This is a genomic window from Mycobacterium shunyiense (assembly GCF_058270035.1).
Genome location: NZ_JBZDPT010000043.1, coordinates 48,833 through 70,921, shown reverse-complemented (window position 1 = coordinate 70,921; position 22,089 = coordinate 48,833). Strand labels below are relative to the sequence as shown.

At 68.0% G+C, this 22,089-nt stretch carries 21 protein-coding genes; 16 read left to right on the top strand and 5 right to left on the bottom strand.

What is annotated here, in order from left to right:
* Positions 1-71: 71 nt before the first annotated feature.
* Positions 72-1,130 carry an AraC family transcriptional regulator gene (locus tag AC4ELS_RS23590; RefSeq protein ID WP_499049529.1) on the top strand — a complete coding sequence of 353 codons (1,059 nt, stop codon included), beginning with the start codon at positions 72-74 and terminating at the stop codon, positions 1,128-1,130.
* Positions 1,131-1,184: 54 nt separating this feature from the next.
* Here the strand turns inward: AC4ELS_RS23590 and AC4ELS_RS23585 are convergent, their stop codons facing one another.
* Positions 1,185-2,303 (bottom strand): suppressor of fused domain protein, encoded by a 1,119-nt coding sequence (locus AC4ELS_RS23585; RefSeq protein ID WP_499049527.1) that lies wholly within the window; start codon positions 2,301-2,303, stop codon positions 1,185-1,187.
* Between the two features lie 235 nt (positions 2,304-2,538).
* Here AC4ELS_RS23585 and AC4ELS_RS23580 point away from each other — a divergent pair, with 235 nt between their 5' ends.
* Together AC4ELS_RS23580 and AC4ELS_RS23575 are read left to right on the top strand one after the other, a co-directional pair.
* The gene (locus tag AC4ELS_RS23580) at positions 2,539-3,618 is read left to right on the top strand and encodes a catalase family peroxidase (protein WP_499049525.1); all 1,080 of its coding nucleotides are present in this window, start codon (positions 2,539-2,541) and stop codon (positions 3,616-3,618) included.
* Positions 3,615-4,178, top strand: a complete 564-nt coding sequence (locus AC4ELS_RS23575; protein ID WP_499049523.1) for a cytochrome b — start codon at positions 3,615-3,617, stop codon at positions 4,176-4,178. Before AC4ELS_RS23580 ends, AC4ELS_RS23575 begins: the two co-directional genes overlap by 4 nt.
* Here the strand turns inward: AC4ELS_RS23575 and AC4ELS_RS23570 are convergent.
* Positions 4,169-5,116: an alpha/beta hydrolase gene (locus tag AC4ELS_RS23570; protein WP_499049521.1), complete on the bottom strand. Its 948-nt coding sequence runs from the start codon at positions 5,114-5,116 to the stop codon at positions 4,169-4,171. The two genes, AC4ELS_RS23575 and AC4ELS_RS23570, sit on opposite strands and share 10 nt — an antisense overlap.
* Here AC4ELS_RS23570 and AC4ELS_RS23565 point away from each other — a divergent pair.
* The 9 genes from AC4ELS_RS23565 (at position 5,079) to AC4ELS_RS23525 (ending at position 14,617) form a co-directional block, all read left to right on the top strand.
* Positions 5,079-5,837, top strand: coding sequence for a lysoplasmalogenase (locus AC4ELS_RS23565; protein WP_165609744.1), 759 nt, complete (start codon positions 5,079-5,081; stop codon positions 5,835-5,837). The two genes, AC4ELS_RS23570 and AC4ELS_RS23565, sit on opposite strands and share 38 nt — an antisense overlap.
* On the top strand, positions 5,834-7,834 hold the full coding sequence (locus AC4ELS_RS23560; protein WP_499049518.1) for a primosomal protein N': 2,001 nt from the start codon (positions 5,834-5,836) through the stop codon (positions 7,832-7,834). Before AC4ELS_RS23565 ends, AC4ELS_RS23560 begins: the two co-directional genes overlap by 4 nt.
* Positions 7,835-7,882: 48 nt before the next feature.
* Positions 7,883-9,703 carry a DUF2207 domain-containing protein gene (locus AC4ELS_RS23555; RefSeq protein ID WP_499049516.1) on the top strand — a complete coding sequence of 607 codons (1,821 nt, stop codon included), beginning with the start codon at positions 7,883-7,885 and terminating at the stop codon, positions 9,701-9,703.
* Positions 9,697-10,233 carry a LemA family protein gene (locus tag AC4ELS_RS23550; protein ID WP_064878007.1) on the top strand — a complete coding sequence of 179 codons (537 nt, stop codon included), beginning with the start codon at positions 9,697-9,699 and terminating at the stop codon, positions 10,231-10,233. The genes AC4ELS_RS23555 and AC4ELS_RS23550 overlap by 7 nt, the downstream gene beginning before the upstream one ends.
* 33 nt (positions 10,234-10,266) lie before the next feature.
* A complete protein-coding gene (gene fmt / locus AC4ELS_RS23545; RefSeq protein ID WP_499049514.1) occupies positions 10,267-11,196 on the top strand; it encodes a methionyl-tRNA formyltransferase in 930 nt (309 codons plus the stop codon).
* Entirely contained in the window at positions 11,193-12,596 is a 1,404-nt protein-coding gene (locus tag AC4ELS_RS23540) for an RsmB/NOP family class I SAM-dependent RNA methyltransferase (RefSeq protein WP_499049512.1), read from the top strand. Before fmt ends, AC4ELS_RS23540 begins: the two co-directional genes overlap by 4 nt.
* 36 nt (positions 12,597-12,632) lie before the next feature.
* The gene (gene rpe, locus AC4ELS_RS23535; RefSeq protein ID WP_064878001.1) at positions 12,633-13,310 is read left to right on the top strand and encodes a ribulose-phosphate 3-epimerase; all 678 of its coding nucleotides are present in this window, start codon (positions 12,633-12,635) and stop codon (positions 13,308-13,310) included.
* Positions 13,307-14,308 carry a bifunctional diaminohydroxyphosphoribosylaminopyrimidine deaminase/5-amino-6-(5-phosphoribosylamino)uracil reductase RibD gene (gene ribD, locus AC4ELS_RS23530; RefSeq protein WP_498883198.1) on the top strand — a complete coding sequence of 334 codons (1,002 nt, stop codon included), beginning with the start codon at positions 13,307-13,309 and terminating at the stop codon, positions 14,306-14,308. The genes rpe and ribD overlap by 4 nt, the downstream gene beginning before the upstream one ends.
* Positions 14,309-14,461: 153 nt before the next feature.
* Complete coding sequence (locus AC4ELS_RS23525) at positions 14,462-14,617, top strand: hypothetical protein (RefSeq protein ID WP_498883199.1); 156 nt, start codon at positions 14,462-14,464, stop codon at positions 14,615-14,617.
* Between the two features lie 6 nt (positions 14,618-14,623).
* Here the strand turns inward: AC4ELS_RS23525 and AC4ELS_RS23520 are convergent, their stop codons facing one another.
* Together AC4ELS_RS23520 and AC4ELS_RS23515 are read right to left on the bottom strand one after the other, a co-directional pair.
* Positions 14,624-16,297: an MFS transporter gene (locus AC4ELS_RS23520; RefSeq protein WP_498883200.1), complete on the bottom strand. Its 1,674-nt coding sequence runs from the start codon at positions 16,295-16,297 to the stop codon at positions 14,624-14,626.
* Positions 16,297-17,013 (bottom strand): LppX_LprAFG lipoprotein, encoded by a 717-nt coding sequence (locus AC4ELS_RS23515; protein ID WP_064960557.1) that lies wholly within the window; start codon positions 17,011-17,013, stop codon positions 16,297-16,299. Before AC4ELS_RS23515 ends, AC4ELS_RS23520 begins: the two co-directional genes overlap by 1 nt.
* A gap of 73 nt (positions 17,014-17,086) precedes the next feature.
* Between AC4ELS_RS23515 and AC4ELS_RS23510 the strand changes: the two genes are divergently transcribed.
* The 4 genes from AC4ELS_RS23510 (at position 17,087) to AC4ELS_RS23495 (ending at position 20,072) form a co-directional block, all read left to right on the top strand.
* Positions 17,087-17,686, top strand: a complete 600-nt coding sequence (locus AC4ELS_RS23510; RefSeq protein ID WP_055113658.1) for a riboflavin synthase — start codon at positions 17,087-17,089, stop codon at positions 17,684-17,686.
* A 97-nt stretch (positions 17,687-17,783) separates the two neighbouring features.
* A complete protein-coding gene (locus tag AC4ELS_RS23505) occupies positions 17,784-19,112 on the top strand; it encodes a bifunctional 3,4-dihydroxy-2-butanone-4-phosphate synthase/GTP cyclohydrolase II (RefSeq protein WP_003880816.1) in 1,329 nt (442 codons plus the stop codon).
* The gene (gene ribH / locus AC4ELS_RS23500) at positions 19,109-19,588 is read left to right on the top strand and encodes a 6,7-dimethyl-8-ribityllumazine synthase (RefSeq protein WP_448446662.1); all 480 of its coding nucleotides are present in this window, start codon (positions 19,109-19,111) and stop codon (positions 19,586-19,588) included. Before AC4ELS_RS23505 ends, ribH begins: the two co-directional genes overlap by 4 nt.
* Before the next feature lie 7 nt (positions 19,589-19,595).
* Positions 19,596-20,072 (top strand): PH domain-containing protein, encoded by a 477-nt coding sequence (locus AC4ELS_RS23495; protein ID WP_499049510.1) that lies wholly within the window; start codon positions 19,596-19,598, stop codon positions 20,070-20,072.
* A 10-nt stretch (positions 20,073-20,082) separates the two neighbouring features.
* On the opposite strand, the gene AC4ELS_RS23490 is transcribed toward AC4ELS_RS23495, so the two are convergent.
* Complete coding sequence (locus AC4ELS_RS23490; protein ID WP_499049508.1) at positions 20,083-22,047, bottom strand: gamma-glutamyltransferase family protein; 1,965 nt, start codon at positions 22,045-22,047, stop codon at positions 20,083-20,085.
* Positions 22,048-22,089: the final 42 nt, after the last annotated feature.

Below are 22,089 nucleotides of genomic sequence, written 5' to 3'. Positions count from 1 at the left end.
ATGACAAGGGGACGCGGGAATGGGACTATCGGACACAGAGTTGGGATTTTGGGACAGCGGGCGGGGAGCCAATGGCCAGGTCAGGATCGATCTCGCGGTCAACATGGTCGGCCGACGTGTGCCATCCGATCCACGCCACCCGCGTGTTGTGCGAGGTGGCGGTCGAGCGCGGGGTCCCGGCGGCACAGGTCCTGGCCGGGACCGGCATCACGCCGGCAGACCTCGATGATCCCGACTGCGTGATCAGCGCACACGACGAGATCCTGGCCGTCCGTCGGCTGCAGGCTCGGCTGCCCGACGCGCCCGGACTGGGGGCCGATGTGGGTGGCAGGTCGGCGCTGACGCACATGGGCCTGTTCGGGTTCGCGGTCATGTCGTGTGCCACGTTGCGTGAATTGTTCAGCATAGGGATGCGCTACTTCGCCCTGACCACATTGCAGATCGATCTTCAGCTGTTCGAGGGCGTCGACGAATGCGTGCTGGAACTCAACGTGGACCACCTGCCCGGCGATGTCCAACGCTTCTTCATCGAACGTGATGTCGCCGGAATTGTCGCCACGACCGCAAGTTTCGCCGCTCCGGTGGTGGCCCAGTACGCCGACCGCATATTCGCCGAGGTGTCGATCGATGAGCACGTACTGCAACCGTTACTGACCCTGATGCCGCTACCGGACGTGGCGTTCGGCCGTGCCCACTCCCGACTGCACTTCCCTCGCGCCATGCTGGACGAGCCCCTGCCGCAAGCCGATCCCTACACCCTCGATCTGTGCATCGCCCAGTGCGATGTGTTGATGCAGCGCTACGAGCAGCGTCGTGGGATCACTGCGGTGGTGCGCAGCAAGCTTTTTCGCGACCCGGGCCGGATTCCGGCACTGCCAGAGGTCGCCGCCGAACTGGGTGTCCATCCGCGGACCCTGCGACGCCGCCTGGCCGACGAGGGAACCACGTTCCGGGCACTGGTCAACGAGGCCCGGTCGGCGCTCGCCGTCGATCTGCTGTGCAGCGTCGGGCTGACGGTCGAGGAGGTTTCGCGACGTCTCGGCTACAGCGAGACCTCGACGTTCTGCCATGCGTTCAAACGCTGGCACGGCATGCCGCCCAGTGCGTTTCACGTCGTGGCACACATGTGAATCGGGCGCAGGGCGCCCGTGGCCCCCTGCGCGGCACGGTCATGTTGCCGCGGATTACTTGATGTCAGTAACGAGTAGGGGATTGGTCTCGGCCATCTTCTCGAGTACCTGAAGCGTGCCCGCGACGCCGTTGTCCAGCGCTTGTGCGGCGGTGACCGTGTCGTCGGTAACTCCCACAAGCTGTACGAAGCGCAGGCTGCCCCGGCCGGTGTCGACCTGCGCGAGTTGAGGGTCTTCGACGAACATGATTGCGGTCAGGTCGGTTTGGGGATCACCGAGCGTAATCGGGCCACCGACCTTGATGCGGTGACCGATATCCAGCGCATCTGTCCCGCTGAAAACCAGGTCACCCAGCCGTTGGAGGAGACGCAGCGACCAGGTGGGGACTTGTGCTGGCAGCGGTTGAGTGAGGTCGATGTCGGCGGCCACCCGGAAGGTCCACTCAAAGTCGGCCCAGGTGTCATCCTCGTCGGACGATGGGTCGGACGCGAACACGTTGGAGAACCCGTAGGTGACCAGATGCCAGTGAGGTTGTGGGGCAGATGTATTCGGGTAGGCGGTGATTCCCCAAATGCCTTGACCGGGCAGACGTGCATCGGTGCGGCCGAAGTGAGGTGCGACATCGCCCAGCCCTGGGTACAGCCGCGCGAAGGCGGCATCGATTGCGTCCCACCCGGGGGCGGAATCGTCATCGTCGTCATCATCGTAGTCATCACGCCGGTCGAAGCGCTCACCAAGCGGCTTGGCAGGCAGCACGCCGAAGATGATCGGGAACACGGATCCGATGTAGGGCAACAGGAATAGTAGGGACATCCATCCTGACAAGTCGGCGTCATGGAGTCGACGGACCATGAGTGCCCAGCTTGGAACCGCGCACACTAGTACGAATACCGCCACGGGTACAAGGGACAAGCGCCCGAGCGCGCTGGGATCACCGGCTACGGCGACGATGGCCAAGCAGAAAACGGTGGCTACTGCGACGGCCAGCTGGACCCACCAATACTCGCTGCGTGACGCGCGGCCGGAGAAGCGGGCGTAGCTGCGGAAGAAGCGCGAGATTGCCTGTCCGAGTGATGCTCCGTACAGCGGCAACGTGAGGTCGCGCGGATCGGTCGCGCCGAGTGGCTCGGATGGGTACTCCGTGCCGGACGAGGTTTCCTCGTTGCGGGTCATTGGTTCCTCTGCTCGATATTCGGTTGTGCGCGGAACCGTCCGGTTCCGCCGCCCCGTCAACGGACGGCTGAGATCACAGCGGACGCTAGCACCGTTGCGCCAAGCAATGCATGCAATGTTCTGCCATGTCCGGGTACAACCCGACACGGCGTCACACTTATCCGATTGAACGGCCCGTGGCCGCATTCCGTTTCACACTGGACGGGGTCCGGCGGCGAAAAGGGGTGCGACCACGATGGGATGCGATGACGTTCCAGAGCTCAACCGCAGGAGAACGCTGCTGGGGCTGGCCGCGGTCGGTGGTGTGGTGGCAGTCGGGGTGGGCGGGCTCGCCGAAGCAGCGGGCTGGCTACGGCCCGACGCGCTGACACCGGCAGATTTCGCCGACCGCTTCGAGCAGGTCTCCGGCCTTCACAAGGGATTCCGCCGCAACCACGCCAAGGGTCTGGCCGCGACGGGAACGTTCACCAGCACGGGCGCGGGTGCCCAGGTGAGCAGGGCGGCGGTGTTCAAACCCGGCACGGTGCCCGTCGTGGGACGGTTCTCGCTGTCCGGGGGGCTGCCCGATCAACCCGACAAACCCGACACGGTCAGGGGGCTGGGTCTGATGTTCCGGCTGCCCGACGGCGAGCAGTGGCGCGTCGCGATGGTGAATCTTCCGGTGTTCCCCGACAGCACCCCGCGGGGCTTCTATGACCGGATGCTGGCCTCGCGTCCCGTTCCAGAGACCGGCAAGGCGGATCCGCAGGCGATGGCGGCGTTCCTGGCCGACCACCCGGAGACCGCCGCGGCGATGAAGATCATCAAGCAGGCTCCGCCGAGTGCAGGGTTCGCCGACAGTACGTACCGCGGCCTCAACGCGTTCCGAGCTACCAACGGCCATGGCGAGACGACGGCGATCAGGTGGGCGGCCGTGCCGATAACAGGGGAGCCGCCCGCCGGGCAGCCCCACGGCGACGACAGGAACGTCCTCTTCGACGCACTCATCGACACCGTTGCCCGTGGCCCGGTCAGCTGGAAGCTCATCCTCACCCTGGCCGATCCCACCGACCCCACCCATGACGCCACCCTGCCGTGGCCGCAGAACCGCGCCACCGTCAATGCGGGCACCATCACCATCGACGCCGTGCAGACCGAGGCCCCCGGCAACGCCCGCGACATCAACTTCGACCCGCTCGTGCTGCCCGACGGGCTGGCCGTCTCCGACGATCCGCTGCCGAGCGCACGGTCGGCGGTCTATGCCCGCTCGTTCAACCGGCGGGCCCGAGAACCCAAGTCGCCCAGCGCAGTCGTCGTCCCCGGGGGTGCGCGATGACCACCGAAACGAACGCGCCGATCACGAAGTTCAACCTGGCCGCGCGGCTGCTGCACTGGTCGATGGCGGCCATGGTGATCGCACAGTTCTTCATCGGCGTCACCATGATTGCCGCGCTCAGCTACTACCCGTTGTTGCTCGCGATCCACCGGCCGCTGGGCATCGCCATCCTGGTGTTCGCGATCGTTCGGTTGGTCAACCGGCTCACCCGCCGGCTGCCGCCGTTCCTGGCGACGATGGGCCCGTTGGAACGCCGTATCGCCGGTTACTCCGAATACCTGCTGTACGCATTGCTTTTGGCGCAACCGTTGATCGGGTGGGCGATGCTGTCGGCTGCCCAGTCGCCGGTCGTGTTGGTCGGGGCGCTGCACCTTCCGGCGATCGCCCCGCACAACATCACCCTGTACGCGGCCTTGCGTACCGCCCACACCGTGGCCGCCTACCTGCTGTTCGCGACCTTCACTGCACATATCTGCGCCGTCTTGTTCCACACCCTGGCGCTACGCGACGGGATCCTCCGTCGAATGTCGTTGTGGCCCAGCAGAAACGGTCAGTCGTGAAGGGCTGCCCGTAGCGCGACCATCGCCCGGTCGAACGATTCGGTGGCCGCCGGGACCACGCCGACGTAGCCGAGGTAGCCGTGCACCAGAGTCTCGGCGTGGTCCAACTGCACGGGAACGCCGGCAGCAGACAACATCTCGGCGTAACGGATGCCGTCGTCACGCAACGGGTCGTGCCCGGCCACCGCGACATAGGCGGGTGCGAGTCCGGAAAGGTCCGCCGCACGGGCCGGCACCAACGTGGCCGGCGGGTCCGACAGATCCACATGCCCGGCGTACCAGCGGGAGAATCCTGTGACGGCATCGAGCCCCAGGATCGGTGCCTCGGCGTTCTCGGTGAACGACGGCAGGCTGGTGTCCCAGGTGGTGGCCGGGTACCAGAGCAGCTGGAAGCGCAGCCCTGGAACACCGGCGTCACGAATCAGCTGCGCCACGACGGCGCTGAGATTGCCACCCGCCGAATCGCCGGCCACGGCCATCCGGTCGGCGTCGACGCCCAGTTCAGCGGCGTTGGCGGCCACCCACTGCGTCGCCGCCCACACGTCGTCCACGGCGGCGGGGTAGGGGTGCTCGGGGGCCAGCCGGTACTCCACCGACACCACGACGGCGTCGGCGGAGACGGCATGCTGGCGGGCGGTGCCGTCGTAACTGTCCAGGTCACCCAGTGCCCAGCCGCCGCCATGGATGAACACCACGACCGGCAGCGTCGTGCCGTCGGCGGTCGGCGGTCGGTACACCCGAACCGGGATCGGGCCGACCGGCCCGGGGATCTCACGGTCCTCGGTCTTCACATCGGGATGGACCGGCAACCGCGGAATCTCACTGAACTGGCGGCGGGCCTCCTCGACACCGATGTCGGTCGACAGTTGGAACGGCACTGCCTCCAGTACCTTCTGCAGGATGGCATCGACAGCTGGTTTCTCGTCAGCAACGGACATTCCGCAACCGTACGCACACCGCGTCACGGTGTGGCTGTGGGTGGTGGCCGCGGTCGTCGCGGCGGGCTACGGGGTGTTCCTGATCGTCACGGCGACGCGGTTGCCGACGGGAGCCGACCTGACGGGGCAATTCACCCTCCAACCTGCGGTGAAGGCGCTCACAGCGGTCCTGCTGGCTGCGGCCGCGTGCGCCCATCCGATCGTTCGGGAACGGCGCTGGCTCATCGGTGCGCTGCTGTTCTCCGCACTCGGCGACTTCCTGCTCGCCATCCCGTGGTGGGAGCCGTCCTTTGTCTTGGGGCTCGCGGCATTCCTGGTTGCGCACCTGTGCTTTCTGGGCGTGCTGGTGCCGCTGGCGCGGCGTTCCACCCCGCGGCTGATCGCGGTGGCCGTCACCATCCTCGCCTGCGTGGCGCTGCTGACCTGGTTCTGGCCCCGGCTCGTCGAACAGGGGATGGCCGTCCCGGTCGTCGCCTACATCGCGGTGCTCGGAGCCATGGTGTCCACCGCGTTGCTGGCCCAGCTGCCCACTCCGTGGACCGCTCTCGGCGGCGTGTGCTTCGCGGCGTCGGACGCCATGATCGGCATCAGCCAGTTCGTGCGCGGCGATCAACTGCTCGCCGTCCCGATCTGGTTCGGCTACGCGGCGTCACTGGTGCTGATCACGGCAGGACTGTTCTTCGGGCGCTCGACACAACCTCCTGCTAAACCTGCACAGTGACGATCACCCGCCGCGCCGCCGAACACGAGCCCATTGCGCGGGTGCTTCCTCTGCTCACGGTTCCGCACCTGGACCGGGAGTTCGACTATCTGGTGTCGGAGGAGCAATCTGACGACGCCCAGCCCGGTGTGCGGGTCCGGGTGCGGTTCAACGGCAGGCTGGTCGACGCTTACCTCCTGGAACGACGCTCCGACACCGACCACACCGGAAAGCTCGGCTGGCTCGATCGGGTGGTCTCGCCGGAGCCGGTGCTCACCCCCGAGGTCCGGCGGCTCGTCGATGCCGTCGCTGCTCGCTACGCCGGCACCCGTGCGGATGTACTGCGCCTGGCGGTGCCTCCGCGTCACGCCAGGGTCGAGAAGCAGACCGCGGAGGAACCGGAACCCGTCACGGCGGTCCCGGTGGACACCAGCGCCTGGGCACGCTACGGCCGCGGAGAACAGTTCCTGACCGCGGTCGGTGAGGGTCGCGCGGCGCGCGCGGCATGGCAGGCACTGCCCGGCGAGAACTGGGCACTGAGGCTGGCCGAGGCGGCCGCGGTGGCGGTGAACGCGGGGCTGGGTGTGGTCGCTGTCGTACCCGATCAGCGCGATGTGGACGCGCTGTATGCCGCAGCGACCCAACAGGTGCCGGTGTCACGGGTGGTGGCGTTGTCGGCCGGATTGGGCCCCTCGGCCCGGTACCGCCGCTGGCTTGCGGCGCTGCGGGGACAGGCTCAGGTGGTGATCGGCACCCGCAGTGCGGTGTTCGCCCCCGTGGCCAATCTCGGCCTGGTCCTGGTGTGGGACGACGGCGACGACAACCTCGCCGAGCCGCGCGCGCCCTATCCGCACGCCCGCGAGGTCGCCATGCTGCGCGCCCACCAGGTGCGCTGTGCCGCGATCATCGGTGGCTATGCGCGCAGCGCCGAGGCGCAGGCGCTGGTGCGGACCCGCTGGGCCCACGATGTGGTGGCGGCTCGGCCGGTGGTGCGGGCCGCCGCACCGCGAGTCGTCGCGTTGGAGGACAGCGGCTACGCCCAGGAACGCGATCCGGCCGCCCACAGCGCGCGGCTGCCGTCCATGGCGCTGCAGGCGGCCCGGTCGGCGTTGCAGGCGCAGCACCCGGTGCTCATCCAGGTTCCTCGGCGCGGATACGTGCCCGCGTTGGCCTGTGCGCGATGCCGCGCGGTGACACGCTGCCGGCACTGCACGGGCCCGCTGGCCCTGCCGGACCGGGGGAGCGCGGCTGCCGAATGTCGCTGGTGCGGCCGGGCCGAGCCCGCATTGCGTTGTGTGCGTTGCGGTTCGGATGCGGTCCGGGCGGTCGTGGTCGGGGCCCGGCGGACGGCCGAAGAGCTGGGCCGGGCCTTTCCCGGCACGTCGGTGATCACCTCCGGCGGCGACGCCGTGGTCGATGTGGTGAAGGCCGGCCCGGCTCTGGTGGTCAGCACCCCCGGCGCGGAGCCCGTGGCCGACGGCGGTTACGGCGCGGCCCTGTTGCTCGACGCGTGGGCACTTCTGGGCCGGCAGGATCTCCGGGCCGCCGAGGACACGATGCGCCGGTGGATGGCTGCGGCGGCCCTGGTGCGGCCGCGCACCGAAGGCGGTGTGGTGGCCGTGGTCGCCGAGTCGGCGATCGCCACCGTGCAGGCGCTGATCCGGTGGGATCCGGTCGGACATGCCGACACCGAACTCGATGCCCGCGGTGAGGTGGGATTGCCGCCGGCGGTGCACATGGCGGCCATCGACGGGACGACGACGGCGGTCGAGGCGCTGCTCGACACTGCCCAACTGCCCGACACCGCGGAAGTCCTCGGGCCGGTGGAACTGCCGCCCGGCGCCCGCCGCCCGCCGGGACTGGCGTCCGATGCCGAGGTGAGCCGGATGCTGGTCCGGGTGCCGCGTGATGGTGGTCTGGAGTTGGCGGCCGCGCTGCGGCGAGCCACCGCGGTGCTCAGCGCGCGCAAAGATCAGCAACCATGTCGTATCCAAATCGACCCGCTCCACATCGGATAGGGCGGATACTTCACCCGTTATCGGTGAGTGCCGAATCAGGAGGCTGCGATGCGCCGGGTGTGGTCGTGGTTGTTCACGTTGGGGCTCATCGCCTTTGGTCTGCTGTGGCCGCTCGTGTTCACGGGTGGGTCCGCGTCGGGCCCCGGCCCCGTCGACCCGGTGGTGATCACCGATTACCGCGCGGATTTCACCGTAGACGCCGACGGTCGGATGACCGCGGTGGAGACCATCACCGGGGATTTTCCCGGCGGGCGGCACGGCATCTTCCGGTACTGGGATGTGGCCAACCAGAACAACTCCCGGCTGCGGCAGATACCCGAGATCACCTCGATCACGATGGACGGCTCATCGGTTCCGTATGAACTGTTGTGGGAAACCGGTAAACGGTTCCGGGTGGCCAAGATCGGCGACCCGGGCTCGACGCTGAACTGGGGCAGCCACGTTTTCGAGATCCGGTACACGATCGACGGTGTCCTCGACCCGGGACGCAACGGCGCTCACCGTCAGTTCGCCTCGAACACCGGAAACCCCGACGCGCGGTCGGCGTTCTACTGGAACGTCGTCGCGCCCGCCTGGAACAACACGATCGAGCGGGCCGACATCTCGGTCACCCTGCCGGCGGAGGTGACCGGTGCCGGTTGCAGCGTCGGATTCGGCGTCGGCAGTGCGTGCACGGAGCTGCGCACCGACGGCAACACCGTGCGGTTGTCCGCGACCAATCTGGAGCCCCACACGCCGGTGACGCTGCGCGCCGGAGTCGACATCGCCGCTCCGGCGCAGGTGAGCCTGCCGTGGCCATACACCTGGGACCGCATCCTCGGTCGGTCGGTGACCGCACTGGCGTGGGTCGCGCTGGTGGCCGTCGGGATGGGCCTGCTCGCCTACTTCTGGACGCGCACCACTGTCGAACCGCCACCGGGATTCCCGGTGCAGTACGCGCCGCCCGATGGGCTCGGCCCGGTGCAGACCGAGTACATCCGCACCGAGACCATTCCGAAGAACGGGCTCAGCGCGACGCTGTTCCACCTCGCCGAGCGCGGGCTTGTCGAGCTGCGGCAGGTCAGTGACAAGCATTGGAAGATCAAGGGCCTGGCCAAGCCGGCCGAGTGGTCCGGAGTGGATCCGGTCGCCATCGACGTGGGCGCAGCACTCAAGGTGATGTCGGTGGGCGCCGAGTTCTCCGCCAAGAACACCGCGGCTTCGGGGAAGAAGCTCAGCAAGGCCAAGGCCGACATGGCCGTTGCCGTGCGGAAGTGGGCACTCGACGGCGGATTCATGGTCAGGCGTCGTAAGGAATTGTGGATCCGCGTCGCCAATGTGGTGGCGTTCTTCGCGGCGCTGGCCGGTTTCTTCCTCTGGTTCGGCATCACATTGTGGGGGTTGCCCTTCGCAGTGTTCTTCCTGTGCTCGCTGCGCGGCTGGTCCGGGGGCGTGGGTACCCGGCGGACTCCGGCCGGTCGGGAACTGTGGTCGCGCGCAGAAGGTTTTCATCGCCTGCTGTCCACAGATTCGGCTGAGTCCAGGTTCGATTTCGCCGCGCGCAAGGACCTGTACCTGGCCTACATCCCGTTCGCGGTGGCGGGCGGCGCCGCCGCACTGTGGGCGAAGAAGTATCAGGACACGATGGGGGCTCCTGCACCCCAACCAAATTGGTACGACTCGTCGTCATCGTCATCGGACAGCACCCACGGTTTTGCCGGCGGATCCGGCGGCGCGGATTTCGACAGTTTCGAGTCGGCACTGTCATCATCGATCGGGGCGTACACCGCCTCGCAGTCATCGTCGTCGTCTTCGTCGAGCGGCGGATCATCGTCGTCTGGTGGAGGCGGGGGCGGTGGTGGTGGAGGGGGAGGAGGCGGCTCATGGTGAGACTGCTGTTGGTCGTCGTGCTGGCGCTCGCGGTGGCGGTGTTGGTGGGCTTCGTCGTGGGCTATAACAAGCTGCGCGCGGCGGACGTGCGCGTCGCCGAGGCGCTCGGCGGCATCGATGTGGAGCTGACCCGCCGTGCGGCTCTGATTCCGGCGCTGGTTCAGGCCGTCGCGACGTTCGCCTCGCATGAGACGGCGGTTCTCGGCCGGGTCAGTGGTGCGCAGGCCGCGCTGGCCTCGGCGACCGGCAGCGCCTCGGTGGTTCAGCGCAGCGCTGCCGAGCGTGATCTGGACAGCGCGCTGACCGGCGTGCTGGCACTGGGATCGTCCTACCCGCAACTCAATTCGTCGGCCAACTTCCTGAACCTGCAGGAGAACCTGGCCGACACGGAGAACAAGCTGGCGTTCGCCCGGCAGTACTACAACGACGCGGTGGCCACCCTCAACCGGCTCGTCGGAACGATCCCGTGGGTGTACCTCGCGCCGCTGGCCGGCGTCTCCGAGCGGGAGTACTACCGCCCGCCGCATTAGGGAAGCAGCACCCCGAATCCCTAAACTGGTCGGGTGCGTCTTGTCTTTGCCGGAACCCCAGAGCCCGCCCTCCCGTCGTTGCAGCGGCTGATCGACTCGCCCCGCCACGATGTGGTCGCGGTCCTGACCCGGCCCGACGCCGCCGCCGGGCGCCGCGGGAAACCCGCTCCGTCACCGGTCGCGAAGCTGGCGCTCGAGCACGACATACCGGTCCTGCGACCGGCTAAGCCCAACTCCGACGAGTTTGTCGCCGAGCTGTCCGAGCTGGCGCCGGACTGCTGTGCGGTGGTCGCCTACGGTGCGCTGCTGAGCGAGCGACTGCTCGCGGTGCCACAGCACGGCTGGATCAATCTGCACTTCTCGTTGCTGCCGGCCTGGCGCGGGGCCGCTCCGGTGCAGGCCTCCCTGGCGGCGGGTGAAGAGGTGACCGGAGCGACGACGTTCCTGATCGAGCCGGCCCTCGATTCCGGTCCGGTCTACGGGGTGGTGACCGAGCGGGTGCGCGACACCGACACGGCGGGCGAACTGCTTGGGCGACTTGCTGATTCGGGTGCCGCGTTGCTGGAGTCGACCCTGGACGGGATCGCCGAGGGAGCGCTGACCGCGGTGCCGCAGCCTGCCGTCGGAGTCAGCCTGGCACCCAAGATCACCGTGGAGTCGGCCCGGGTGCGCTGGGATCTGCCGGCCCACGTCATCGACCGCCGGATCCGCGCCGTCACCCCGAATCCCGGTGCGTGGACGATGATCGGGGACCTGCGGGTCAAGGTCGGGCCGGTCACGGTGGAGCCGTCGGAAGATTCGTTGGACCCCGGCGAGATCCGCGTCGAACGCAACGCGGTGCTGGTCGGTACCAGTTCCCAACCCGTCCGGCTCGGGCAGATCCAGCCGCCCGGAAAGAAACTCATGAACGCGGCCGACTGGACCCGCGGGGCGCGGCTCGACGAATCGGTGCGCGCCTCATGAGCAACAGGCCGAACCGTCCCAACCGTCCGCCGCAACGCAACCGCCAACACCGGCGCACCCCGCTGGATCCAGCTCGGGGGGCCGCCTTCGATGTGCTGCGCGCGGTGTCGGAGCGTGATTCCTACGCCAACCTGGCCTTGCCCGCGCTGCTGCGGGAGCGGGGGATCGAGGGCCGCGACGCGGCCTTCGCGACCGAGCTGACGTACGGCGCGTGTCGCACCCGGGGACTGCTCGACGCCGTCATCGAGGCGGCCGCCGGGCGTCCACCCGAGCGGATCGATCCGGTGCTGCTCGATCTGTTGCGTCTGGGCACCTATCAGCTGCTGCGCACCCGGGTCGAGCCGCACGCCGCGGTGTCCACCACCGTCGAACAGGCCGGCATCGAATTCGACACGGCCCGAGCTGGTTTCGTCAACGGTGTGCTCCGGACCATCTCGCGTAGTACGGAGCAGGAATGGATGGAGCAGCTGGCTCCGCCGGCAGCCACCGACCCGGTCGGACACGCCGCATTCCTGCACGCCCACCCGCGGTGGATCGCCCAGGCCTTCACCGACGCGCTGGGCGCCAGGGCGGGGGAGCTCGACGCCCTGCTGACCAGTGACGACGAGCGTCCCCTGGTGCACCTGGCGGCACGGCCGACCGCACTGACCGCGGCCGAACTGGCGGAACAAGCTGATGGCGCCGTCGGCCGCTACTCGCCGTATGCCGTCTATCTGCCGGGCGGTGATCCTGGACAGTTGGCGGCCGTGCGCGATGGTGCGGCCCAGGTGCAGGACGAAGGCAGCCAGCTGGTGGCCCGCGCCCTGACCCTGGCCGAGCTCGACGGCCCGGACAACGGCCGCTGGCTGGACCTGTGCGCCGGCCCGGGTGGCAAGACCGCTTTGCTGGCCGCGATCGGTGCGGCTTCGGGGGCCAGGGTCACCGCGGTCGAGCCCGCGCCGCGTCGCGCCGACCTGGTCGAGGAGAACACCCGCGGGCTCGACGTCGACGTGCGCCGCGTGGACGGGCGGGAATCGGATCTCGAACCAGGATTCGATCGCGTCCTCGTCGACGCCCCCTGCACCGGGCTGGGTGCGCTGCGCCGACGGCCCGAGGCGCGGTGGCGACGCCAGCCCGGCGACGTTCCCGGACTGGCGAAACTGCAGCGTGAACTGCTGGCGGCGGCCATCGCCGTGACCCGCCCCGGCGGCGTTGTCCTCTACGCGACCTGTTCGCCGCACCTCGCCGAAACCGTCGGGGTGGTGGCCGACGCCGTCCGCCGCCATCCGGTGACCCAACTGGACACCCGGGAGTTGTTTGCCCCGGCCGACGACCTGGGCGACGGACCGCACGTTCAGCTGTGGCCGCATCGGCATGGGACCGATGCGATGTTCAGTGCAGCCCTGAAGGTTCACCGATGAGCGCTTGCGCGAAGAGCATGACTTAGGCTGACCGCCATGGCAGAACCCCTGATCGCCCCGTCCATCCTGTCCGCTGACTTCGCGCGGCTGGCCGATGAGGTCGCTGCGGTGGCCGGGGCGGACTGGTTGCATGTCGACGTCATGGACAACCACTTCGTGCCCAACCTGACGCTGGGCATGCCCGTCGTGGAGTCGTTGCTCAAGGTGACCGACATCCCGATGGACTGCCACCTGATGATCGATCGGCCGGAGCGCTGGGCGCCGCCGTACGCCGAGGCGGGTGCCTACAACGTCACCTTTCACGCCGAGGCGACCGACAACCCGATCGGCGTGGCCCGCGATATCCGCGCCGCCGGCGCCAAGGCCGGCCTTTCGGTGAAACCCGGCACCCCGCTGGAGCCGTACCTGGAGATCCTCAAGGAATTCGACACCCTCCTGGTGATGTCGGTGGAGCCCGGGTTCGGTGGGCAGAAGTTCATCCCGGAGGTGCTCACCAAGGTGAGCACGGTGCGCCGCCTCGTCGACTCCGGCGAGCTGACCATCGTCGTGGAGATCGACGGCGGCATCAACGCCGACACCATCGAGCAGGCGGCAGAGGCCGGTGTGGACTGCTTTGTCGCCGGCTCCGCGGTGTACAGCGCGGCCGATCCGGCCGCCGCGGTGAGTTCCCTGCGCCAGCAGGCGGCGAGCGCCTCGAGACATCTGACGCTATGACGCTCGAGTCCGTGATGCGGCTGGCCATCGAGCAAGCCGAACAGGTCAAGGGCTCGACCTATCCCAATCCGCCCGTCGGCGCGGTGATCCTGGACCGTGACGGGCAGATCGCCGGGGTCGGGGGAACGCAACCGGTCGGCGGCCCGCACGCCGAGGTGGTGGCACTGCAGGCGGCCGGTGACCGGGCCAAGGGCGGCACCGCCGTCGTCACCCTGGAGCCGTGCAACCACCATGGCCGAACCCCACCGTGTGTAGATGCGCTTCTGGCATCAGGGGTTTCGAATGTCACATACGCGGTGTCCGACCCCAATCCGGCCGCGGCGGGCGGGGCGCAACGCCTCGCCGATGCCGGCGTCACCGTCAGCGCCGGACTCCTGGCCGACGAGGTCGAGAAGGGGCCGTTGCGTGAGTGGCTGCACAAGCAGCGCACCGGATCACCCCATGTCACATGGAAATTCGCCACCAGCGTGGACGGTCGTAGCGCCGCTGCCGACGGTTCCAGCCAGTGGATCACCAGTGAGGCCGCCCGCGCGGACGTTCATCGCAAGCGGGCGGCGGCGGATGCCATCGTGGTCGGTACCGGGACGGTGTTCGTCGACGATCCGACGCTGACTGCACGTCGGGCCGACGGCACGCTCACCGATCACCAACCGCTGCGGGTGGTGGTGGGGATGCGGGAGGTGTCGTTGGACGCCAAGGTGCTCAACGACGATTCGCATACGATGCTGATCCGGACGCATGATCCGCACGAAGTGATGCGGTCGCTCGGCGACCGGACCGACGTCTTTCTGGAAGGCGGGCCGACCCTGGCCGGGGCCTTCCTGCGGGCCGGGGTGGTCAACCGGATCGTGGCTTACGTCGCACCGATTCTGCTGGGCGGGCCGATCACCGCGGTCGACGACATCGGGGTGCTGAGCATGGTGCACGCGCAGCGCTGGCGGTTCGATGGCATCACTGCCATCGGTCCGGATGTTCGCCTGAGCCTCGTGCCCAACTGACAGAAGGCGCGCAGCCATTAGCCAGCCTAGGTTAGGGTGACCTAAGTTACGGTCCTGAAATGACGAGCATTGTCGGTCATGATCGGTACACTCGTACCAAAGCGCGTTCGCTGCCGAATGTGCACCGGGTGTACACGAGCAAAGGACGCACATATGACTGCCCTGCAGGATTGGCTCCCCAGCACATCATGGGCCCCCCGCACGCTCCGCGCGCTGGTGAGTGTCCCGCTACGCCTCGTGCTGCCCAGCCGGCCGGAGGAGGCCGACCGGGCACCACGTTTGCTGCGTCCCGGGGTGGAGCGCTGCTGAAACCGATCAGCTGGATCGGTGGCGCCCTGGCGGCTGGTCGGTGCGCTGATCCTCTTGGTCGGCGGTCTGGACCGGCAGGGCCTCCGTCGGCAGGAACAGCTGCCCGGTTGACGTGTCATCGTCCGCACCGGTGTCGCCACTCTCGGGAGGTCCCGCCAACTCGTCGACGTGGACGTTGCGCGCGGCGATCAGCAGGCCGAGCACCGCACCCACCACACAGACGATCGCGGTGATACCGAAGATGTCGCCGTACATCGACACATACGCCTCGCGATAGCGGACGGCCTGTGAAGCCAGCCGCTCCTGCAGCGACATCTGGCTGGTGTTCGCCGCAGCCGCCAGGCTGGCCAGGTGCTGATTGAAGCGGAACAGACCCCAGGCGGACAGTGCCGCCATGCCGATCAGCATGCCGATCATCCGGGCCACCACGACGAATGCCGAGGCGATGCCGTGCTGCGCGGCGGGTACCACCCGTAGCGTGGCCGACGTCAGCGGGGCGATCACCAACCCGAGGCCCAGACCCACGATCGCCAGATCGGTGTCGAGCACCGGCAACTGGAACAGGACAAGGTCGTGGGTCCTGTCGAGCACGTCGATCGACCAGTGGGTGATCAGCCAGAAGCCGCCGGCCGCGATCATCAGGCCGACGAAGCTGACGATGCGATCCCCGACCCGGGTGGCGATCCAGCCACCGATCAGCGCGCCGATCGGCAGGGCGATCAGGAATCGCAGCAGCAGGAAGGCGGCGTCGTACTTGTCCTTGCCGAGCACGCCCTGGCCGAACAGTTCGACGTTGACCAGCGTGACCATCAGGGCGGCACCGGTGCACAAGGAGGCGGCAAGCGCGGCCAGGAACGGCCGGAACTTCACCCCGGCGGGTTCGATCAGCCGCGTGCGGGCCAACTTCTCCCAGACGAAGAACGCGACAGCCGCCACCAACGCGCCGATCAGCAGCGGTGGGCCCCACTCGGGCAGCACGTGCTTGCCGTCCGGCTCCGGGTTGTACAGACCCACGACAGCCAGGCCCAAGGCAATGGCCAGCAGGAGGCCGCCGACGACATCAACCTTTTCGCGGTGGTCGCTGGGCTCCTTGCCCGGCAGGCTGAAGTGGATCATCGCCATCGCGATGATGGCCAGCGGCACGTTGATCCAGAACACGGCCTGCCAGTGATGGAACAGCGCGACGGCGCCGATGCCGTACAGCGGGCCCAAGACGCTGCCGAACTCCTGCGCGGCACCGACGCCGCCCAGCACGGCAGCGCGACTGCGCGCCGCCCACAGATCAGCGGCCAGCGCCAGCGTCACCGGCAACAACGCACCGCTCGCGGTGCCCTGCACCACGCGGCCGATGACCAGGGTGGTCAGGTCGCCGGACAGTGCGGTGATCACCGAACCGACCGCGAAACCGGCCAGACCGACCTGGATCAGCATCTTGCGGCCGAACCGGTCCGAGGCCCGGCCCAGCAGCGGCATGGCAGCGATATAGCCCAGCAGATAGCCGGTGATGATCGGCGTGACCTGCTGGATCTTGTTTATCGCGATCCCGACGTCGGACATGATGTCGGTCATGATCGTGACCACGACATAGGTGTCGAGGGCGCCGAGCAGCACGGCGAGGCTGCCCGCGCTGATCGCGATGTGGCGGCTGCGGCCGGCGCTCACCGCCTGCGCGGCCCGCATCAGGACGCGGGCTTGGCGACGGTGACCTGCTTACCCCAGTCAGTCAGGGTCATGGTGACGCTGTTTCCGGGGGTGGGCTCAAGCTTGGCCTGCAGAAGGGTGTGGTCCCCGTCCTCGGTGATCCAGGCGGTTCCCGGGACCGGGCCGGTGGCCTTGAGCTGGGGGGCGATCTTGTTGACCGCATCGGCGCTCACGTTGCCGGTCACCCGGACGCCCTCGGTGCCGTTGATCGACTCGCGGCCGTCGGCCTTCGCGTCGCTGAAGTTCGCCAGCACGTTGGCCAATCCGGTGTCGGGGTTCAAGATGGCCGAGATGTCGTAGATCTTTTCGGCCGGCCCGTAATTGGACAGCGGGTCACCGGGGGTCAGCGCGGCGTACAGGTCGCCACCGGAGACGACGAACTTTGCGTCAGCCAGTTTCTGACCCATGAAGATGAGATCGGCGGTGCCCTCGGCGGCCACCTCGGGGGCATTGGTCAGGTCACCGTCGAGCTTCTCGACGGGAAGACCCTCGATGGTGCCTTGCACGGTGAGGAGGAGATGGACGCTCTGCTGAGCCTTGGTCGAGGCCGCCGACTCCTGAAGGAGTTGGCCGGCGTCGGGCAGCGGGGCGCTCGACTTCTCCGAGGACGATGACGAACAACCCGCGACCAGCGCGGTCGCGGCGAAGAGGATTGCGAGTAAGGACTGGACTGCGAAGCGTGGGCGCGTCTGCATTACTGCATCGTAGAGGCTTCCGACGGTCGGGCGTTTTCTCCAACTCCGGGTTGAGGCGAATACTCTGGTCGCCGTGTTCACCGGAATCGTTGAAGAGCTGGGTGTCCTGGTCGACAAGGCGGAGCTGACGGATGCCGCCCGGTTCACCATCCGCGGCCCTGTGGTCACCGCCGACGCCGGCCACGGCGATTCGATCGCGGTGAACGGGGTCTGCCTGACCGTGGTCGACGTGCTGCCCGACGGAGCATTCACCGCCGACGTCATGGGGGAGACGCTGAACCGGTCGAGTCTGGGCGGGGTCGGCGTCGGCAGCCAGGTGAACCTGGAGCGGGCTGCCGCGGTCAACAGTCGCCTCGGTGGTCACATCGTGCAGGGCCACGTGGACGGCACCGGCACTGTGATTTCCCGCACGCCCTTCGACCACTGGGAAGTGGTGCGCATCGGCCTTCCGGTCACGCTGTCGCGCTACGTGGTCGAGAAGGGTTCGATCACCGTCGACGGCGTCTCGCTGACGGTGTCCGCGGTCGGTGACGACTGGTTCGAAGTGTCGCTGATTCCCACCACGCGTGAGCTCACCACGCTGGGGCAGGCGGCCGTGGGGACGACGGTCAATCTCGAGGTCGACATCATCGCGAAGTACGTGGAACGGCTGATGGCCGGTCCCGGTGAGTAAGAGCTGGCAATAACCGCTGGATTTCGGTGGTTCATACTGGAGTCGGCATATGGTCCCGCTTTGGGGACCTGGCATTCGAACAGGCAAGGTGGCGCAGATGACCAGGCTCGATTCCGTCGAGAGGGCGATAGCCGATATCGCGGCGGGCAAAGCCGTGGTGGTGATCGACGACGAGGACCGCGAGAACGAAGGCGACCTCATCTTCGCTGCCGAGAAGGCCACCCCCGAACTCGTTGCGTTCATGGTCCGCTACACCTCCGGTTACCTGTGTGTGCCGTTGGACGGCGAGATCTGCGACCGGCTGGGGTTGCTGCCCATGTACGCGGTCAACCAGGACAAGCACGGCACCGCCTACACCGTCACCGTTGACGCGAAAAAGGATGTGGGAACCGGCATCTCGGCGTCGGACCGGGCCACCACCATGCGTGCCCTCGCCGATCCGGGTTCGGTGATCGACGACTTCACCAAGCCCGGTCATGTGGTTCCACTGCGGGCCAAGGACGGTGGAGTGCTGCGCCGCCCCGGGCACACCGAGGCTGCCGTGGACCTGGCCCGTCTGGCCGGGCTGCAGCCCGCCGGCGCGATCTGCGAGATCGTCAGCCAGAAGGACGAAGGCGATATGGCGCGCACCGATGAGCTGCGGGTCTTCGCCGACGATCACGACCTGGCACTGATCTCGATCGCCGACCTGATCGAGTGGCGGCGCAAGCACGAGAAGCACATCGAGCGCATCGCCGAGGCGCGGATCCCCACCCGGCACGGCGAGTTCGTGGCAGTCGGCTACAAGAGCATCTACGAGGACGTCGAGCATGTCGCGCTGGTCCGCGGCGACATTTCCGGACCGGCGAGCGACGGCCACGACGTCCTGGTCCGGGTGCACTCCGAATGCCTGACCGGTGACGTGTTCGGCTCCCGGCGCTGTGACTGCGGCCCGCAGCTCGACGCCGCGATGGCAATGGTGGCGCGGGAAGGCCGTGGCGTCGTGCTCTACATGCGCGGCCACGAGGGCCGGGGCATCGGTCTGATGCACAAGCTGCAGGCCTATCAGCTGCAGGACGCCGGTGAGGACACCGTCGACGCGAACCTGAAGCTCGGCCTGCCCGCCGACGCCCGTGACTACGGCATCGGTGCGCAGATCCTGGTCGATCTGGGAATCCGGTCGATGCGACTGCTGACCAACAACCCGGCCAAGCGCGTCGGACTCGACGGCTACGGGCTCCACATCATCGAGCGCGTGCCGCTGCCGGTACGGGCCAACTCGGAGAACATCCGCTACCTGATGACCAAGCGGGACCGGATGGGCCACGACCTCGTCGGCCTCGAAGACTACGACGAAGCGGTGAGCATGGACGACTACGACGAGGCGGTGTACCTGCTCGGTGACCGCCGGCCGCCCAGCGCGACCGATTCGGGTTCGAGCCTGTGAGCGCCCACGGAGTCCCTGATCTGCCCCAGGTGGACGCTTCGAAGGTGAAGCTGGCGATCGTAGCCAGCACCTGGCACACACAGATCTGCGATGCACTGCTCGACGGCGCACGCAAGGTCGCCGCCGACGCCGGTATCGCCGAGCCGACGGTGGTCCGCGTGCTCGGGGCCATCGAAATCCCCGTGGTGGCACAGGCATTGGCCGCCACCCATGACGCGGTGGTGGCGCTCGGTGTCGTGATCCGTGGCCAGACCCCACATTTCGATTACGTGTGTGATGCGGTGACGCAGGGCTTGACGCGGGTGTCACTCGATGCGTCCACCCCGGTCGCCAACGGCGTGTTGACGACCGACAACGAGGCACAGGCCCTCGACCGTGCCGGGTTGCCGGATTCCACCGAGGACAAGGGCGCTCAGGCGGCGGCAGCAGCCCTGTCCACCGCGCTGACGTTGCGCGAGCTGCGCGCCAAGGCATGACCGACAGATGACTGACAAGAAGACCGAGAAGAAGGCCGGAGACCGCTGGGACCTCGAGATCCGGCCTTACCGGACACCATATTTCGCCTACGGTGCGGCTCTGATCATCTTCCTGGCGCACGTGGCGGTCGGTGTGCTGCTGAAGGTGGGCTCCACCGGCGTGGTCTTCCAGGCCTCGGACCAGATCGCGATCGCCTTGCTCGGCGCGATCATCGGCGGAGTGGTGCTGATGTTCGCCCGGCCTCGGCTGAAGGTCGGGCCGGCGGGCGTGGCTGTGCGGAATCTCGTCAGCTTCAAGGTGTTTCCGTGGTCTGAGGTACTCGGCATCACCTTCCCGGTCGGGGCTCGGTGGGCCCGACTGGACCTGCCCGACGATGAGTACATCGCGGTGATGGCGATCCAGGCGATCGACAAGGGACGTGCCGTCGCGGCCATGGACGAGGTCCGGGCTCTGCTCGACCGGTATCGCTCAGATCTGGGCTGACACCGAGCGGTCAGCCGGCATCGCCGAGCACCAGACCTTCGCGGCGGGGGTCGGCCCCGCCGACCCAGCCCGGCGACGTGCGTACCAGGGCTGAGAGCCCACTTGACTGATCGGCCAGGGAAACCTGATGCCCCAGCGCGCGCAGGCCCTCGACCAGCTGATCGCGGTCGCCGTTGGCGACGGTGTCGACCAACGGATGCTCACCTCCGACGTTGGTGACGGGCGTGTTGGCCGCGCCGAAATCGATCATCGATACGGCCTGCTGCGGATCCAGGTTCCAATCCATGATGCCGACAAGGGTTTTCACCACGAACTGGATGATCACCGAACCGCCGGGGGAGCCCAGGACCGCATACAGCGGACCTCGTTGGGGGCCGGCCTTGTCGAATACCAGGGTGGGGGCCATGGTGCTGCGCGGGCGCTTGCCGGGCTGGACGCGATTGGGTATCGGCGTCCCTTCGACACTGGTCGGCTCGGCCGAGAAGTCGGTGAGCTGGTTGTTGAGCAGGAAGCCGTCGACCATGTGGAACGACCCGAACGCCGACTCGATGGTGGTGGTCAGCGAAGCTGCATTGCCGAAGCGGTCGATCACGCTGATCTGGCTGGTGCCGTGTTCCGGGGCGGGCGGGATGGTCATCGGTGGGGCGAAGTCCCCGGGTGCGGCTATGCCCATCGTGTGGCCTCGGGAGATCAGTGCGGCCCGGCCGGTGAGGTAGGCGCCGTCGAGCAGGGTTTCGGGTGATCCACCGGGCAGCGGGACGAAATCGGTGTCGGCGACGTAGCGATCGCGATCGGCGTAGGCGAGACGCTCGGCCTCGGAGATCAGGTGTACGCCGGTCACCGATGGATGACCGCCGTTGAGGTCGACGCGGTCCGGCTTGTAATCGCTCATCGGGAAGTGTTCGAGCATGCCGAGGGTGGCCGCTACCGCGATGCCGCCCGACGATGGGGGCGGCATTCCGCAGACCTCGCGGCCACGGTAGGTGGTGCACACCGGATCACGCTGTTTGACCGTGTATCCGGCGAGATCCTGCTCGGTCATGACGCTGGGCGTGCGCCCGCCGCTGGTGTCGGTGGCGGAGGCCACGACAGCACGGGCGATGTCACCGGTATAGAAGGCCTTGGCCCCCTCGGATGCAATGGCGCCCAAGGTTTTCGCGTAGGCCGGGTTGGTCATGCGGGTGCCAACGGGTTTGGGGCTGCCGTCGGGGTTGAGGAAGTAGCCGGCGGCGGCGGGGTCCAGCCGAAGTTGTGCATCGGCATTGTCGATGGCGGCCGCCAGGCGCGGGCTGACGTCGAACCCCCGATCGGCCATCGACACAGCCGGGTCGAAGAGATCGCGCCAGGCCTTCTTGCCGAACTGGCGGTGGACGTCGTCGAGCAGTCGCACGATGCCGGGTACCCCGATGGAGCGGCCCGACGCCCTGGCGTCGGGTTTGGGGACCACCCGGTCGGTCTCCGACACCCAGCGCAGGTAGTTCTCGGTCGCTGCTGCCGGCGCGGTCTCACGCCCGTCGTAGGCGTGCACTGCGTTGCCCACGGCGTCGTAGTACAGCAGGAAGCCGCCGCCGCCGATCCCGGAGGACTGCGGTTCGACCAGGCCGAGCACGGCCTGCGCTGTGACCAGGGCGTCCGCCGCGGTGCCTCCGTCGCGTAGCACCTTGCAGGCGGCTTCGGTGGCCAGGGGATTGGCGGTGGCCACCGCGTAGGTGGAGGTGTGGACGGCCGTCATGTCGCTGCGGTACCCGGTACCGATCTCGGGGTTGGTCGCCAGGTCCGGTGTCGGCGGTGCCGGCGGTTTGGCTGGTGTCGGCGGTGCCGGCGCCTTGGGCTCCGGGGTGCCGTTGGACAGGATTTGGCACGGTCCGGCATCGGTCCTCGCGGGGCGCCGAATGCCGTCCGAGCATCCGGCAAGGATCACAGCGACGACACTGAGCAGCGCGATGACCGAACGGGTGGACGCCAGCAACCGCACAGTTCGACGGTAGCGGAGTTCGGTCGGATCGCGGCAGTAACC